Origin of the sequence: Nitrosospira multiformis (assembly GCF_900110185.1) — a bacterium.
Classification (GTDB): Bacteria; Pseudomonadota; Gammaproteobacteria; order Burkholderiales; family Nitrosomonadaceae; genus Nitrosospira; species Nitrosospira multiformis_A.
Genome location: NZ_FOCT01000006.1, coordinates 43660 through 58454, shown reverse-complemented (window position 1 = coordinate 58454; position 14795 = coordinate 43660). Strand labels below are relative to the sequence as shown.

Here is a 14795-nt window from a genome sequence, read left to right as displayed (position 1 = left end):
TTTGGCGTGCAACATGACCTGTTTCCCGCCTCCCCGGAATTTACCCATCAGATTTAGATATAAGGCGTCCACCAGCTGCCCCGATGGCGGGACTTCAATGCCGCGAACCGTCGGCAGATAGGATAGAGTGCTGTAGTGACTACTACCCATACCAGGTAAACAACTGGAAGGCTGAATCCCCACCAGGGTGGGAATTCCCAGGAAGAGGTCAGGAAGGAGCGAATATTCGCTCCCATTGCAAACGCAATGAACAGGGCGAGCCCGTGAATAAAATACAGATGAATGAGATAGAAAAACAGGGGCACGCGCCCAAAGGTAATCAGAAAACGTCCTGCGATGCCATGCGGCCCATGTGCCTCATGCCACCATTCAAATGCAGATATCAGCAGGAACATGAGTCCGAGCGTCATCAGCAGATAGAGTAATGAGGGCGGATATTTTGTCGTATTCAGGAAGGAAAGTAGTGTAAACACCCGGGTTTCCTGCAAAACCCATGGTTCCGGATCGCCATAGATATTCAGGGCTCGGAGAATGAGGAAGCCTGCGACAAGAATAGCGCCGCATTCAAGCACTACCTTTATTCTTGTCCTCGATGCCAGCAGCATAAGAGGACCAAATGCATAACCTGCGGCCATTACCCCGATCCAGGGGATGAGGGGGTACACCACCGGGAAATGGGGGATATGGAGCACGCTCAGCAGCCACCCTTTCCAGGTGAGCGAACCGCCCGCTGCCTGAAAATCCTCAAGCCGTATGCCGTCGAGCAGATTGTGATTCAGGATCATACCGATGCCAAAGCCGGCGATCGCCCATAGCGGCAGATAGACGAGTGCCGCGAGAACAATCATGGACCAGCCCAACGCCCAGATCACCTGCAGGTCCATCAAGCTGTAATCCAGATTGAAGAACCAGGCAAAACGCACAACCGTCAGCTCAAGAAATACCAGCCACAACCCCCGCAGGAATAATCGTTTCGCCAGTTGTGAGCGCTGCATGCCCCGCGATGCAGACAGATAGGCGCTCGTGCCCGCCAGAAAGACAAATACCGGTGCGCACAGGTGGGTGATCCAGCGCGTCAGGAAAATGGCAGGAGTGGTGCGTGCAAGATCAGTGGAGCTGAAGTCCGCATCGGTGAAAAATCCGCGCACATGGTCAAGCGCCATGAGCACCATCACTAGCCCGCGCATGAGGTCGATGGACGTTATGTAGGGGGCACTCGTAGTGGAATTTACAGATGAACGCGAGCTCTGCATGGATTTGCCGGAGTCTTTTCCCGATTCCTGAATGTGGATTATCTGTAGGAATATCCACCTTCTTGCTTGCGGACAGAGTCAACTCCGGGTTTTATAAAGTAATTCACGCCGGACCTCAAGCTTTATTGGAGCGAGTTGTCCCGTGCTATTAATTCGGCGAGCAAGCAGTACAAAAGTCATACCGGCGGAAGCCGGTATTCAGTGACGTTCAAAGCACGCCCGTCTATATCAGGGTTGCGTTGCGCGTAGTGGAAGGCGGCCATGATGTGGCTATTCGCAAGATCATTGCCCGCTACACGCGCTCGCTCGCCAACTGTCGAGTTGCGGCAAGATTGGCCGACCGGGCATATGTTATGACAATTCCATCGAAAATGCCCCGGTACGGCTGCTATTCCGCATGGCAGACGGGCTGCTGATCAAAAATTACGGAAATATCAATTCCTCGGTTCAGGAAATGCCGGGGAAAACCGACCAGTTGGTACTAATTGCTCCATTTATAGATCAATGTTATCCAAAAAATGGTCTTTATTCTATATAAAAAGCAGTGGATGATTCCCTCCTCCAAATTCGAAGAAATCATCATGAAGAATGATGAGAGCTGGGATCAAGAAGGGAGCATGAACATTAAGCTGTTCGGCTTTGTGCTAGCTCTGTTGGAGCTGGCTGCAGGGGATGCAATTGCTAAGGAGGGGAGCGACCAGTATCCAAACGGTGCCGAAAACTGGCTGGCGGGGGTAGCACCACCCCCGGGCAATTATTTCCTCAATTATTTCGGTCATTACGGTGGCTCCTTGCATAACGGCAACGGTGACAAAGTGCCGGATGCATCTCTCAGTACCTGGTTCAACGCATTTCGCCTTATCCACATCAATGAAATGCGTATCCTGGGGGGTAATTACGGTGTGCATATCATCGTGCCAATAGTGCATCAAAGGATGAAGCTTGGGGACCATGATTCAGTTATCGGGCTGGGTGATATAACCATCAGTCCTTTCGGTTTGAACTGGCATTTAGGTAACTGGCATTGGGTAGCTGCATTGGACATTCGCCTGCCTACGGGCCAGTATAAAGCCGGTAATCCGGGCAAGAGCATCGGTGCCAATTACTGGAGCATCGAACCACTCTTCGCGGTGTCCTGGCTCTCTGAAAAGGGGTGGGAGATCTCCAGTAAATTCATGTACAACATCAAGAGTAAGAATAAGGAGTTTCGTCTGGGCATTGGCGAACCGAAAATGGACTACGCGTCCGGTGACGAGCTCCACATTGACTTTCTTGTTGGCAAGCGTTTTGGTTTATGGGGTGTTGGCCTTTCAGGTTATTACCTGAAGCAGACGACAATCGATAAACTCGATGGGCAAGCAATCTCGCCGACGCTTGACCCTTGGTCCCCGGGGCGCAAAGGTGAAGTGTTTGCGATTGGGCCCAGCGTGAGTTATAACAGCCCGACCGGAACGATGTTTATTGCACAGTGGCAGCATGAAATGCACGTCAAGAATCGTTTCCAGGGTTACACAGCCTGGTTGAAATTGATCATGCCCTTCTGACGAGCACAAACTATCCTCACCTTGATTACTTACTACAATCCAAGGTGAATGGAGACAATCTCTGGGTGGTGGCCAGCCGAAAGCATCAGGGAAATTCCAGCATCTTTTTAAACCCCGTGTTTTAAACCCCGTGGCAGGCGCTCCCGTAAGAACTCGATGAAGCACTGTGTCTTTGCGGGCAGCAATCGGGTCTCAGTGACGGCATAGACGGGTACTGGAGTGCCGTGCCATTGAGGCAGTACGCGACGCAACCGCCCGCTCGCAAGATCATCGGTGACAATTTCCTCCAGCATCATGATAATGCCCATATCGAGTGTTCCCAAGCGGCGAATCATGGCGACGCTGTTGAGCGTGAACCGGCCACTGATAGAAACCTTAAGGGTGTGCGTCCCATCATGCAGTGTCCACGTACCGGTCTTCAGGATGCTCAGACACTCATGGTGCTCCAGATCGGCAGGCTCGACAGGTTCTCCTGAGCGGTCGAGATAACGGGGTGAAGCGTAAAGGTACGTCGGGAGCACGGCCAGTGGACGTGCGATCAGCTGCGAATTCTCTGATTCTCCGAGGCGGATCGCCACATCGAAAGGCTCGCTCACCAGATCGACCCGCCGTGATGTGAGATCGAAATCGAAAGTGATGCCGGGATAGAGGTTTGCAAATTCGGCGACCAAAGGCGCCAAGTAGGCTACGGTAAAATCCACAGGTAGTGAAGCGCGTAGCACTCCGCTGGGTTGTGCGAGCATTTTGCCGAGTTGTTCATGCGCAAGCCTGGCTTCATCGACGATGCGCTTGCAGCGCTCGTAATAAATCTGACCGGCCTCGGTTAGCTCAATCCTGCGCGTTGTGCGATGCAAAAGGCGCAGCCCAATTGCCTTCTCCAACGCACTGATCCGTCGGGACAGGGTTGAGTTCGGCATTCCGATAATATCGGCCGCACCGCGAAAGCTCTTCGCCTTGACCACTTCCACGAACAAGGCCATGTCATTCAAAAATTCCATACTAATTGCTCCAAAAATGGAGCAATGTTATCCAAAAAATAGCCTTTATTCTATATGAAAAGCAGTGGATAATTCCACTCCTACGGTAAGGTTATTATTAGGTTTATAGGGAGTTATTTTATGAAGCGTATTATCAATGCAGTTACCATTGCTCTGTCAGTTATGCTGATAGCCGCGTGTGGTCGTCCTTCGGTGCCGATTAATGAAAGAGAAAGGGAAAATTATGAAAGAATTCTTGCTGGTAAAAAAATAGAGTGTGCATACGGACTGGATGCTAATGGATCATGCCTGAAAGAAGGTGAAGATGGCATCTGGCCAATTCTGGCTCCGGACGCTCCGGACGTGTAGCCTTGCGCCCATGCAAAGTGCGGCCATCGGCGCACCGGAAAGAGGCGTGTTCCCTGGGGACTTCAATGCTTATGTGGTGCCGGATGGGGATCATCCTTCCTATGAAGGTGGAAAGCGGCGAGGAGCGCGAGGTGCTATCGGTTCCTGCACAGGAATATGAATCGGGGAACATTGCCCTCGCCGTAGACCTGGAACCATTGGCGAAGTACAACATCCTGCTAATTGGAAATAATGAGGCAGGAGATCCCGAGACGCTCGTCACCATCCCGCTGGAGGTCAGACGGGCAGGGGACTTTGTCCATACCAGCAAGGGCACCGGCTCGGGATTTCTAGTGATGGTTGCCTGGTTTGGGGCGGGTGGTTTTCGGATCATCTCCTGAGATGGCTGCCCGTTGGTCTTGCCGCAAACCTGTTCTGCTTCACCGTGATCCTGCTCACGTTGGGAATCATCGGTCAGAAGAATTCGTTTGAGCTGATGATGGGCGGCCAGGGCGCGATAAAGCTCTCGGGAGCGCTTCTGTTATTCTGTATCGCGATGTATTTCACGATGGTAACAACCAGTTCGATATTCCTTTATTTCAATTTCTAAGCGAACCTGGGCGTGAAAAGAACAGTTTTTATGTTTGTTGGCGCGGCCCTGCTTGTATTGGCCGTGGTGCCGGCTATCAATCTGAATGCAAGAATCTGGCAAAAGAACGACGGACAGGAATGGTGGAGCGAATCCGTACTCTACAACTTTGACTTTGCCTTGCCCTTCCTGAGCCGGTTCCTTTATCCCCATGATCTCGACTAACCCCGACCAAGTGTTTATTGGAAAGGAAGACTGGCTCTATCCAGGGGAGGAATATGGAAAAACAATCACTGGTGTACGCCGTGGCGCAACTGTTGAGGATGAAAGATTTGCCGGGACAATCGGTCGTGCGACTGCGTCATGGAGCCGGTGGTTGAATCATAACGTCATTAGTATGTTTCGAGTCATGCTGAGCCCTGATAAGGCTACCATCTATCCCGAATTTCTCCCCGATTGGGCCCAGCCTGCTGCACCGACAGCAATGGATACGTTACTGGCTAATGTTAACCGGGGACTTTACGTTGACACTCGTCCGGCTCTGAGAACAGCAAAATCTCAATTTTCAGAATCGCTCTACTACAAAACGGATGCCCATTGGAATAGCCTTGGAGTCTGGGTGGCTTTTCAGGCTTTTGAAATGGACATTGCCCGCGCTGAACCGGGGCTCCGTCTGCTATCGGAGAAAGACGTGCGTGTTTTGGAGGTTAACCAGCGCCAGGGAGGTGATCTGGCGAAATTCCTGAGATTGAAGGAAACACTGCGAGATAACGAGGTCGTCATCGATATCATCAGCGATCGCCCTATCGAAACGAAGCAGTACGATTTTGAAACAGGCCGGCTCAAGCGATCCGGCGGGAATCCTCAAATTCATACCGCACAACGCCCGTTGCTTGTCAAATCGGAACAGGCCTTGAATCAGAAGCGAGTCCTATGGCTGCGTGACTCTTTTGGAACCGCAATGGCGCCGTTTATGGCTGCTACTTTCAGCGAAACCCTGCAACTTCACTATGACGCAGCAAACCCAGAGTTGTTTGCCCGGTTGGTGAACACCTTCAAGCCGGATTACGTCTTCATCACAGTAGTGGAACGGGGAGCTCGAAGGAAGAGGTTCGGAAGCCTTCCGCCATTGATATCCGCTTCCGGAAAACCGGAAATGTTGTCTCAGCAGCCGTAGCCCGTTATCGTCGCGACCTATTCATTAACCTCCTTCCATTTAGCAGCTGCCAAACAAACCGCTTCACGCAAGGTGGCGGCGCTGCTTCTGATCTCAGCGCAATACAAGGTGAACCTGCCGCGACATTGCTGAGTAGGGCGCGTATAAACCGCCTGGTCGCAGTATTCGCTTAACCAGTCCAGTATCTCGGTATCCGAGAGATCAAGGGGGGCAGGACGATGTTCGGTCCACGCTGTCATCCAGTTCATCCATCGTCCCACCCCGTTTCCCATCCCACTCTCCCTCGCTCTACCCTAGTTTACCCTTTCAAATCGGGCTCAATTTCCGCGCCAGGCACGGCCTGGATATTTCTTTGTGCCTTTCCCTTCCCTGACCGCTTGTCTTTCGACGCCCTGAGGGTCTTACTCGATCGAGGCTATGCCTGAGGCAGGCTGCACGTCTGTTTCACGGATGTTGCAACACCGGGACCGATCAACTGTGGGCGTTGCAACATGGAGAGCATAATACAAGTATTACTTGTAATTGTCAAGATAAACTTGTAAACAAGTATCGGATGGAAGGGAAGGGGTGGGATTTTGAAAGGATCGGGGATCGGGGATCGGGCAATCGCTGGAAGTTCTGGGAAATATGGATAAATGCAAGTTAACGGCCGGGAACCCTGACGAAAGGAACTTCAGCCTGGCGCTCGTGCGTTCTGCCTGGGCCGAACTCCATCACCTGATCATCACGAAGGATGACCGAATAATCGACAGCATCCCGATAGGATCCACCAAATAAGGACCAGGAGTGCCGGCGATCGATATAAAGCAACGCCTCATAATCGCCACTGCGCTGGTAGCCATCCGGATTACCCGCAATGCTTATCACTTGCTCTTTTGTCATGCCTTCCCGGATGCCTGACATTTTTCCCGTGATAACACACGAAGAAAGCACCCACATGCTGAGCAAGGCAACAATAAGATTTTTCATATGAATTCCTGATCAATAAAAAGGCGAAAAGGGAAGAAGGTATAAAATGCAAGTAATCAATATGTTCTTTCGTACAGAACTTCGGTCTTCCGGACAAATCAGCTCTCCAGTTCCCGGATAAGCAATGCGACTTCCGCTACTTCACCCAGCACTTCCTTTACTGCCTGCTCAAGTGTATACCTCCTTTTTTCCAGTTCCCGCGACTCCTCGGGGAATTGCATAATGTATCTGTCACGTTTTGCACGTGCCTTTTCTGATACATGAAAAGCGAGCAGCATCTCCGTGCTGTCATACGGCAGTCTATTTGCTAATGGTCTCATGATGGCAGGAGGTTACTGGCGTATCACTGGTCCAGATTATTATAAGGCACCAACTCTTCTATTATCCGATGATATTCATGAGTAAGTGACGCGAATATGTTCTGTATTTCCTTATGTATCTTTTCTGTTTATAAACATACTACTACAACAGCGTCAGCTTCGGCGTCTGTCATTTTTGCGGCGATCCATTCCATGCCTGGAAAGCCGTCGTCTATCTGATTGCCGTCTTTCCCCTGACCTTCGTTCTACTCTCGGGCATCCGACGCGGAGGAAAAGCTGGAGGTGGGTGAGGAGGCAGATCCGGTACCGGTAGTGGTTTCAGATCTACCGAAGGAACCACCTCAACCGCTTCGGCAGCTGTTTCACCGACCAGCGCCTTGCTTATTGTTACCAGTCGCGCTGCATCTTCTTTAGACATACGCCGCATTGCTTCGACAACCTGATTGATAAGTGCATCGTTCTCCGAAACCGGTTTCTCAGCGACAGGGGGAGAAGTACCTCGAGTGCCACGTGCCGGATTCTCCGGTTGAGGCGATACTGTAGTATCAGGCGTAGCCGGGACTTCCAGTGACATCCCGAAATGCATCATCGCTGGGGGCAGCTTGAGCACTTCCGCGATCCTATTCAGCCTTTTCCCGCGAGGTTGCGTAGCGCCGGATTCCCACTGCTGAACCGCTTGTGGAGATACGCCCACAAGCTCGGCCAACTCCGACTGGTTCAATTTAAGCTTTTCGCGTCCCTCGCGAATTATCCGCGCTATGTCCATGCCATCATAATACAAGCAATTCTTGCACCTCGTTTACAAGTTTCACTTGACATATACAAGTAAAACTTGTAATAATGTCCCCCATTAGAAATCTTCAAGCAAAAAAGGTTCATTTCACCAAGGAATCATGAAGCAATGCCATTTACCGTCGAGCAAATGGCTCCGCGCTCTGAATGACTACAGACGTATCGGGTAACTATCAATAACAACCTGTGGCACAGGCATTCATGTAAGGACAACACAACCATGGGTGGAAATTTTAGGGAACCGGAGCGTAACCAATGAGAACAGGTATCAGAAGATCAGGCATCGAGAAGAACGATATGCGCTTGCCTCTTGAGCGTTGGGAGTATGGAAATCCGGAAGCGGTTGCAGAGCGCAGGCAGGCTCGGTCATGCCCCGGCTGCCGGCATGAATCGAAAATCCGAATGGGGTGGAATAACCTGGAGTTCTGTGAAAAAGGGCGAAAACACGGCGTTAGTTGTACATTTTTTCAAAAAAAGGAATATGACAAATGAAATTCAATGATCCGCAGCATGCATTGAGCTGGGCGTATGAAACAACTAGCCGTCCAATCGTGAAAATCTCATCCGTTAACGCAATGCGTGGACCTGACAGAGCAGGGGAGAGCGGCGCAAATGGTGAGTTGAGCCCGCACGATCTTCACGCACAGGCAGCACTGATTCTAAGCCTATGCAATCGCATATTATCCGATTTGCATATAGCGTACATAAATGTTCAGTTCGGCCGGGAAGCGAGCGGCTTCGATCTGCTCAGTCGACACCTTGCTGCAAATTTTGGGACAGGTATTCATCACCGCAGGGGTATCGAGCAGATAATCCGCGCCTACTGTGGCCAAAAGATCGGATTGCGTGAAATCAGGAAAACTATGGCCTGTGGAATGCTCAAGGCGGCTTCATTGCGTAATCGTGGCTATGACGCGCTCGATCTGATTCATGATCAGGCGATGGATATGTTGCAAAGGGAGATGGAAAGCCGCGGCCTACTGCGGAATTCGGTGGTCAGTGAAATGGCGTAACTGGATCAAACCAGAAGAAGATCGAGCTGGTGTGCCATAGACGTCTTGCCCCGGCTCGATCCTGGTTTCTCGCTGGTTTCGTTGGTTACTTCTTTTAAAAAACTTTCCTATGCACTCGTTCGACTCTTGACACAAGCTCAGAGAGAACGGGGACGAAGACTCAGGGTAAGCGGAAGGTGAAGTGCTTCAGGTGAATGGAGATCTGCTAGAGCCTGTTAACACCTGTTTCACATCCGCAACGGAGATGGTGTTAGTCAGCACGAGGCATGAGCCGCACCGGCGAGCAAGCCTCTGTAAGCAGAAATAACGATAGACTGGATAAAACCATTCCGTCCCTTCGAGTAGGCGGATGCGCAAATCTACTCTCAAAACATACGCCATTATCCCGTGAGTCGGTGAAATATCCCGGCTAAACGTCGACTTGTGCCACGTCAACACTGCGTATTATGGAAGATTCAAATCGTCGGAATGAAGTAACGATTCTGCCTTCCTTCCGGTTGGGTACGCCACCGCACAGAATTAGCCCGCCGATTTATGCAAATCTCAAATGGTATGAACACAGACAGAACGGTGAGTACCGGTCTGTTTTATCACAGATAACCTACCCCGAAGAATTTAAATATGAGAAAGACTATTATTTCAGTGGGAATGAGCGGATTCTTGATAGCAATGCTTGCCGGATGCGGTACCCGCACCGCGCAGGAAGACGTCAGATCCGTTGATTGGTATGAGTCACATGAAACGGAACGAACTGCAAAGCTAAAAGATTGCATGACCAGTCCACGCACGCTGGATGCAACACCCGATTGTGTCAATGCGAGCCGTGCTGAAAATAATATTAAAGCAGCGACTAAATGGGCTACGCCAGACGAAGGTGTGCGGACTGAGCCATCTATCAGAAATTAAGAACGAACAGGAGAATGCTGTTTTTCCGCGACGTAAAACAAAACACGAAGTAACTGAAGCTGGCGCGGGCACTACGCTAGGGCTGAGCTGCTGGGGAATGTGAAGGCTGGGTCGCTGGACGGTACGTCAATTTGCTCAATTCACGCAACCACAACACAGAACTTGCTACCCCTGCGCAAAGCAGCCAGTCCTGCAGACTCAGACTGACCGTAGAGAATGCGTGCTGTAGAAATGGCACGTAAATTACGGCGACCTGCAGCAGGAGCGAAAGCGAGATCGCGCTCCACAGCCATTTATTGGAGAATAAGCCGAGGAATGCACTCTGCTTATCAGAACGCGCATTCAGGACATTGAAGAGGGAAAACAATACCAAGGTATTGAAAGCCATTGTTTGCGCATAGGGTATGCTGCCCCAGCCTTCTATAAGGCCTTGCGGAAGGCAGGCGTCGATCACCAGCAGCGTTCCCACTGCCGTGATTACTCCTACAAAGGCGATGCCGAACCACATTTCAGATGTTATCACACGTTCTCCCTTTACCCGGGGAGGTTTGCGCATGACATGGGCTCCTGCCGGATCGACGCCCAACGCGAGGGCGGGAGCTCCATCGGTTACGAGATTAACCCACAGGAGTTGGGTTGCCAGCAGGGGCAGCACAATAAGTCCGTCCTCTGTCTGCAATCCGATGATATTTGCGAGTAGCACGCCGAAAAACATCACGAGTACTTCTCCTATATTGGACGAGAGCAGATAGCGTAAAAATTTTCGAATATTGGAAAAGATGGTGCGACCTTCTTCCACCGCCGCCACGATAGACGCAAAATTGTCATCCGTGAGAACCATATCAGCTGCTTCCCTGGAGACATCCGTCCCTGTGATTCCCATGGCCACTCCAATATCTGAAGTTTTCAGGGCAGGCGCGTCGTTTACACCATCTCCCGTCATTGCAGTGACTTCACCCCCTCTCTGGAGCGCTTTGACAATCCGAAGCTTATGCTCCGGGTTCACGCGCGCATACACAGAAACTTCCTTTACGGTGCGATCAAGCTCCTCATCCGAGAGTTGCTCAAGTTTTGCACCTGTAACAACCTGCCTGTCTTCAGCTATTCCTAACTGGGCGGCAATAACGGTTGCGGTTACAGGATGGTCGCCGGTGATCATTATCGGCCTGATACCGGCGGCCTTTGCCCGGCTAACGGCATTTTTCGCTTCCTCGCGTGGAGGATCGAGCATGCCAATCAGCCCTACGAATACCAGGTTGTACTCGATGCTTTCATCCGCTCTATCGGCTTCGAACGCGTCAGCGGGGATGGACCGGAAGGCAACACCGAGAGAACGTAATGCCTCAATTGCCAATTCCTCATTCAGCTTCAGGATCTCGCTGCGGCGCTCCGGGGTTAGCGACCTGGTTTCTTCCCCCACCAGTTCAAAGGAGCAGCGGGCGAGCAATGCATCGGGCGCTCCCTTGGTAAAGACAAGCAGGCATTCGCGTTTTTTTGCATGGGCATGTAGCGTCGTCATCAATTTACGCTCCGAGGAGAAGGGAAGCTCGCCGACACGCTCGAATCGTGCATCCAGTGCATCAGCCTCCAGTCCTGCCTTGCGCGCCGCGACGATAAGCGCCCCCTCGGTCGGGTCGCCCTGTACCCTCCATCCATCCGCATTATGCTGCAATACAGCGTTACTGGCTCTGTCGGCGATGGTCAGGGCGCGCTCAAGCTCATGTCGCAATGTGCCTTCAATCCTGCCACTCGCTTTATCTTCTTCTACGACCTCTAGATCAGCTTGAGGCCAATTATCCGGATATTTATTATCCCCAGGACTGCAGCGGCGCACCTCGCCTTTGGGTGAATAGCCGGTACCTGTCATTTCGATGCGTCCACTTGCCGTAATAACTACCCGCACTGTCATTTCATTTTTTGTCAGGGTGCCTGTTTTGTCGGAAGCGATAATGGTTGCGGAACCAAGCGTTTCGACTGCGGGGAGATGACGTACTATTGCATTTCTGCGTGCCATGCGTTGGACACCTAGGGCAAGTACGGCTGTTACCACGGCAGGCAAACCTTCGGGTATGGCGGCAACAGCGAGAGCTACTCCCAGTATAAGGACGTCCATAAGCACAGCCAGACTGCTTACATTCCCTATGAGAATAATCGTGGTAATCATTATGACGGCAATTGCCATCACGATTATCCCCAATAGTTTGCCGACATGGGCAAGTTCTTGCTGCAACAACGTTGTCTCTGGCGGCACCGTTGCCAACATTCCTGCGATATGCCCCATCTGGGTTTGCACGCCGGTTGCCACCACCAGTGCATATGCATGGCCGAAAGTAACGGCGGTTCCACTAAAGATCATATTATGGCGGTCCCCAAGCTCGGCCGGTTCCATGATGAGCCCGGTATCCTTGGACACAGGTAAACTCTCGCCGGTGAGTGCCGCTTCAGTCGTTTGTAGTGCGGTGGTTTGAATGAGTCGTGCGTCCGCAGGAATGGTATCGCCTTCTTCAACGAGAATGATATCGCCGGGCACCAGTTCTGCCGCAACAATAGAGCGCTGTACACCGCCGCGGACGACCTTGGCGCGTGCTGCCGACATCTGACGTAAGGCAGCGACGGCTTCTTCCGCCCTGGATTCCTGAATGTAACCCATGAGCGCATTGAGCAGCACCACCGCAAAGATAGCGATTGCCTCGTAAGGTAAAGCGGATTCGCGTTCAGAAAGCCACAGGCCTGCCGAAATTGCCGTTGCAATCAGCAGAAGGATAACCAGTACATTCTGGAACTGAGCGAGAAACTTTTGCCAGCGGGGAACAACTTTTCCGGCCGGCAGTTCATTTCTGCCGTATCTCTCCAATCGGGTCAGTGCTTCCGTCTCGCTCAATCCAAGCCGGGTATCCGTTTCGTAGGCGGAGGCCAGTTCTTGAATGGATTGATGATATGAATCTTTTTTATTTTGTTCAGATGTATGCAATGTTCATCTGCCTGCTTGTTTTCCTTATTTGTTCTGTAACATAAGGAGCGGAACAGATATTTACTGGCGCAACTGGATACCGGAATGCTGCCGAAAAGGCGGTGATAATCGGTACATGTGCCTCGGGACGATCGATTTTAACTGCAATTCGCTCATCCGGGACTGCCAGGACTGCCAAGACTGTTCAAGAGCTCGTTGCTGAAGATAGGCTGGAAAAAACAACAGTAGGGGTAGTGGAAGTAGGGACTATCTAGATAGCCGACAAAAGATCGGTGGATCGGTGCTCCAGAGATGAGTCTCTCTCTATATCGAGAAGCTTTTTGAATTTTCTTTGAAGAAAGCGGCCTGCCAAAATGGCGACAGAGTACCTTGATCGTACCAAGGGGAGGAGTTGGTACGATCTTTGAGTTTGAGAAGTGCTAATGTTGCCCGACCGAACCGCGCCACGCCCCGGTTTCCTTTCCCCGGCTTTCGAGAAATTCCTTGAAGCACCGGAGATCTTCGCTCGTACGTGCCTTAACTGCCCCCAAAGCGTCTCCCAGTCCTTCAAGGAAGGTTCGGGGTCCATAATCCATCTTCAGCACCACTCGGGTTTTTGAGTCGGAGATTCCGTAGAAGCTTACAACACCCGAATTTTTGGCACCATTCGTGCTATGCCAGGCGATTCGCTGATCAGGAACCTGTTCCGTAATCTCGGCATCCCATTCTTCTTCCTTGCCTGCAATCTCTGCCCGCCAATGCAGGTGGGTATCATCGATCTGTCGTACTTCGCGCACACCTTTCATGAACTTCGGAAATTCTTCAAATTGGGTCCATTGGTTATATGCAGTACTAACCGGTACATTGACTTCGATAAAGTTCTCCACAGTCGATGTGTATCCGGAGTCCCTCAATTTCCTGAATGTTTTCGATAACATCACTCCCCCCGCAGCAACTACGGCGAGTGCCACTATTCTTCCTAGCATTTTTACCTCCTGTAGACTTGATTTCATTGGCACGATGCCGGGTTTTCCAGGCGAGAAAGCCTCTCGGTTTTATGAAAAATTATTTGCTGATACCCGCGATAATAGGTTTTTTGGGCTGGAATTCTGTGCGGTTGGGCACGTAATCGCAGTTTCGCGACATGGTCTGTTAACACTTGTTTCACGCTCGGAAAGGTGACGGATTTAAGGGGCGAGGCGCGAGCCGCGCAGAGTAAACTCTGTAAGCGGTGAGGAACGATGTACGGGTGAGATTCCGTCCATCCCTTCGAAATAAGTGTTAACAGAGTCTAAAATCAAGCAACTGCAGAGGCTGTATGTATCCAAGGGCACCCCTTGTATACCCTTATTCAAGGTGCGCTATCGCACCGATGACGGGATATCGGACAAATATCATTCAGTCAACTGCCAACTGAAATATGCAAAAAGCAGACTGCAGGAAAATCATCTCCACAAAGGCGGATTGAAAAATGAATATGCCAGGGTTTACTGCCGAAGCAGCAATATATAGGACGAGTTCACAATATACAGTCAACTATAAAGTCCAACACCCCGGCTCAGGCCTCAACGATAGCCTTGTCGTTTCCCCTCAAGCATGCAGTTTTGGTAGAAACATTATTTGTAACGGCTGGATTCTTGGTTGCATCGGGTGCACCGCATTTTTTCCCTCAGTTCCCGCCATGATTGCATGCTATGCGGCCTGCCTGGGCTCGATGTTCGCCTATTGCCGTGATTGTCTGGACCTTATCGATATACCGGAGAATGGTAATGGTAGCGGTGGCGGCGGGGGAGGACCCCCTGCCGGAGGTACCTGTTTCCCGAATAAATGCTGTGAGTGGGGTGAAAACGGGGAGTGTACGTTGTGCATTCCCCGGAACGCTGCTTGTCCCTAACGGGTCAAAGTAACTGAGTAGAAAGATAATTCTTGACAGGAATGGATGAAGTGCCATAAATCC

The 14795-nt window shown here is 51.2% G+C and carries 16 protein-coding genes; 8 read left to right on the top strand and 8 right to left on the bottom strand.

The annotated features are described in order from the left end of the window. Window positions 1-53: 53 nt before the first annotated feature. On the bottom strand, window positions 54-1253 hold the full coding sequence (locus BMY01_RS08315; protein WP_074746136.1) for an acetyltransferase domain-containing protein: 1200 nt from the start codon (window positions 1251-1253) through the stop codon (window positions 54-56). A 239-nt stretch (window positions 1254-1492) separates the two neighbouring features. On the opposite strand from BMY01_RS08315, the gene BMY01_RS17755 reads away from it, so the two are divergent. Beyond that, the gene (locus tag BMY01_RS17755) at window positions 1493-1669 is read left to right on the top strand and encodes a hypothetical protein (protein WP_175463229.1); all 177 of its coding nucleotides are present in this window, start codon (window positions 1493-1495) and stop codon (window positions 1667-1669) included. A 165-nt stretch (window positions 1670-1834) separates the two neighbouring features. Beyond that, window positions 1835-2797, top strand: coding sequence for a SphA family protein (locus BMY01_RS08310; RefSeq protein WP_217638637.1), 963 nt, complete (start codon window positions 1835-1837; stop codon window positions 2795-2797). A 107-nt stretch (window positions 2798-2904) separates the two neighbouring features. Here the strand turns inward: BMY01_RS08310 and BMY01_RS08305 are convergent, their stop codons facing one another. After that, window positions 2905-3795, bottom strand: coding sequence for a LysR family transcriptional regulator (locus BMY01_RS08305; RefSeq protein WP_074746134.1), 891 nt, complete (start codon window positions 3793-3795; stop codon window positions 2905-2907). A 120-nt stretch (window positions 3796-3915) separates the two neighbouring features. Between BMY01_RS08305 and BMY01_RS08300 the strand changes: the two genes are divergently transcribed. From BMY01_RS08300 to BMY01_RS08290, 4 genes are all read left to right on the top strand, one after another. Further along, window positions 3916-4143: a hypothetical protein gene (locus tag BMY01_RS08300; RefSeq protein WP_074746132.1), complete on the top strand. Its 228-nt coding sequence runs from the start codon at window positions 3916-3918 to the stop codon at window positions 4141-4143. 101 nt (window positions 4144-4244) lie between these two features. Further along, on the top strand, window positions 4245-4523 hold the full coding sequence (locus BMY01_RS08295) for a hypothetical protein (RefSeq protein ID WP_139176818.1): 279 nt from the start codon (window positions 4245-4247) through the stop codon (window positions 4521-4523). Between the two features lie 221 nt (window positions 4524-4744). Continuing rightward, complete coding sequence (locus BMY01_RS17380; RefSeq protein ID WP_139176816.1) at window positions 4745-4936, top strand: hypothetical protein; 192 nt, start codon at window positions 4745-4747, stop codon at window positions 4934-4936. Next, window positions 4923-5888 (top strand): alginate O-acetyltransferase AlgX-related protein, encoded by a 966-nt coding sequence (locus tag BMY01_RS08290; protein WP_074746127.1) that lies wholly within the window; start codon window positions 4923-4925, stop codon window positions 5886-5888. Before BMY01_RS17380 ends, BMY01_RS08290 begins: the two co-directional genes overlap by 14 nt. A 17-nt stretch (window positions 5889-5905) precedes the next feature. On the opposite strand, the gene BMY01_RS08285 is transcribed toward BMY01_RS08290, so the two are convergent. The 4 genes from BMY01_RS08285 to BMY01_RS08270 all read right to left on the bottom strand — a co-directional run bounded on the left by BMY01_RS08285 (window position 5906) and on the right by BMY01_RS08270 (window position 7943). Beyond that, on the bottom strand, window positions 5906-6160 hold the full coding sequence (locus tag BMY01_RS08285) for a hypothetical protein (RefSeq protein ID WP_074746125.1): 255 nt from the start codon (window positions 6158-6160) through the stop codon (window positions 5906-5908). Window positions 6161-6530: 370 nt separating this feature from the next. Then, complete coding sequence (locus BMY01_RS08280) at window positions 6531-6857, bottom strand: hypothetical protein (protein WP_074746123.1); 327 nt, start codon at window positions 6855-6857, stop codon at window positions 6531-6533. 98 nt (window positions 6858-6955) lie between these two features. Further along, a complete protein-coding gene (locus tag BMY01_RS08275; protein ID WP_074706855.1) occupies window positions 6956-7177 on the bottom strand; it encodes a hypothetical protein in 222 nt (73 codons plus the stop codon). 211 nt (window positions 7178-7388) lie between these two features. Then, entirely contained in the window at window positions 7389-7943 is a 555-nt protein-coding gene (locus BMY01_RS08270; RefSeq protein ID WP_074746469.1) for a helix-turn-helix domain-containing protein, read from the bottom strand. A 514-nt stretch (window positions 7944-8457) separates the two neighbouring features. Between BMY01_RS08270 and BMY01_RS08265 the strand changes: the two genes are divergently transcribed. Then, entirely contained in the window at window positions 8458-8982 is a 525-nt protein-coding gene (locus tag BMY01_RS08265; protein WP_074746121.1) for a hypothetical protein, read from the top strand. Between the two features lie 621 nt (window positions 8983-9603). Further along, window positions 9604-9888: an EexN family lipoprotein gene (locus tag BMY01_RS08260; RefSeq protein WP_175463228.1), complete on the top strand. Its 285-nt coding sequence runs from the start codon at window positions 9604-9606 to the stop codon at window positions 9886-9888. 76 nt (window positions 9889-9964) lie between these two features. Here the strand turns inward: BMY01_RS08260 and BMY01_RS08255 are convergent, their stop codons facing one another. Then, window positions 9965-12859, bottom strand: a complete 2895-nt coding sequence (locus tag BMY01_RS08255; protein ID WP_074746117.1) for a cation-translocating P-type ATPase — start codon at window positions 12857-12859, stop codon at window positions 9965-9967. 419 nt (window positions 12860-13278) lie between these two features. After that, window positions 13279-13824, bottom strand: coding sequence for an SRPBCC family protein (locus tag BMY01_RS08250; RefSeq protein WP_175463227.1), 546 nt, complete (start codon window positions 13822-13824; stop codon window positions 13279-13281). Between the last annotated feature and the right edge of the window lie 971 nt (window positions 13825-14795).

Bases quoted from the DNA above. Each gene is read 5' to 3' on its own strand.
- BMY01_RS08315 (WP_074746136.1), bottom strand. From the start codon at position 1,253: ATGCAGAGCTCGCGTTCATCTGTAAATTCCACTACGAGTGCCCCCTAC.
- BMY01_RS08310 (WP_217638637.1), top strand. From the start codon at position 1,835: ATGAAGAATGATGAGAGCTGGGATCAAGAAGGGAGCATGAACATTAAG.
- BMY01_RS08305 (WP_074746134.1), bottom strand. From the start codon at position 3,795: ATGGAATTTTTGAATGACATGGCCTTGTTCGTGGAAGTGGTCAAGGCG.
- BMY01_RS08300 (WP_074746132.1), top strand. From the start codon at position 3,916: ATGAAGCGTATTATCAATGCAGTTACCATTGCTCTGTCAGTTATGCTG.
- BMY01_RS08295 (WP_139176818.1), top strand. From the start codon at position 4,245: ATGAAGGTGGAAAGCGGCGAGGAGCGCGAGGTGCTATCGGTTCCTGCA.
- BMY01_RS08290 (WP_074746127.1), top strand. From the start codon at position 4,923: ATGATCTCGACTAACCCCGACCAAGTGTTTATTGGAAAGGAAGACTGG.
- BMY01_RS08285 (WP_074746125.1), bottom strand. From the start codon at position 6,160: ATGGGAAACGGGGTGGGACGATGGATGAACTGGATGACAGCGTGGACC.
- BMY01_RS08280 (WP_074746123.1), bottom strand. From the start codon at position 6,857: ATGAAAAATCTTATTGTTGCCTTGCTCAGCATGTGGGTGCTTTCTTCG.
- BMY01_RS08275 (WP_074706855.1), bottom strand. From the start codon at position 7,177: ATGAGACCATTAGCAAATAGACTGCCGTATGACAGCACGGAGATGCTG.
- BMY01_RS08270 (WP_074746469.1), bottom strand. From the start codon at position 7,943: ATGGACATAGCGCGGATAATTCGCGAGGGACGCGAAAAGCTTAAATTG.
- BMY01_RS08265 (WP_074746121.1), top strand. From the start codon at position 8,458: ATGAAATTCAATGATCCGCAGCATGCATTGAGCTGGGCGTATGAAACA.
- BMY01_RS08260 (WP_175463228.1), top strand. From the start codon at position 9,604: ATGAGAAAGACTATTATTTCAGTGGGAATGAGCGGATTCTTGATAGCA.
- BMY01_RS08250 (WP_175463227.1), bottom strand. From the start codon at position 13,824: ATGCTAGGAAGAATAGTGGCACTCGCCGTAGTTGCTGCGGGGGGAGTG.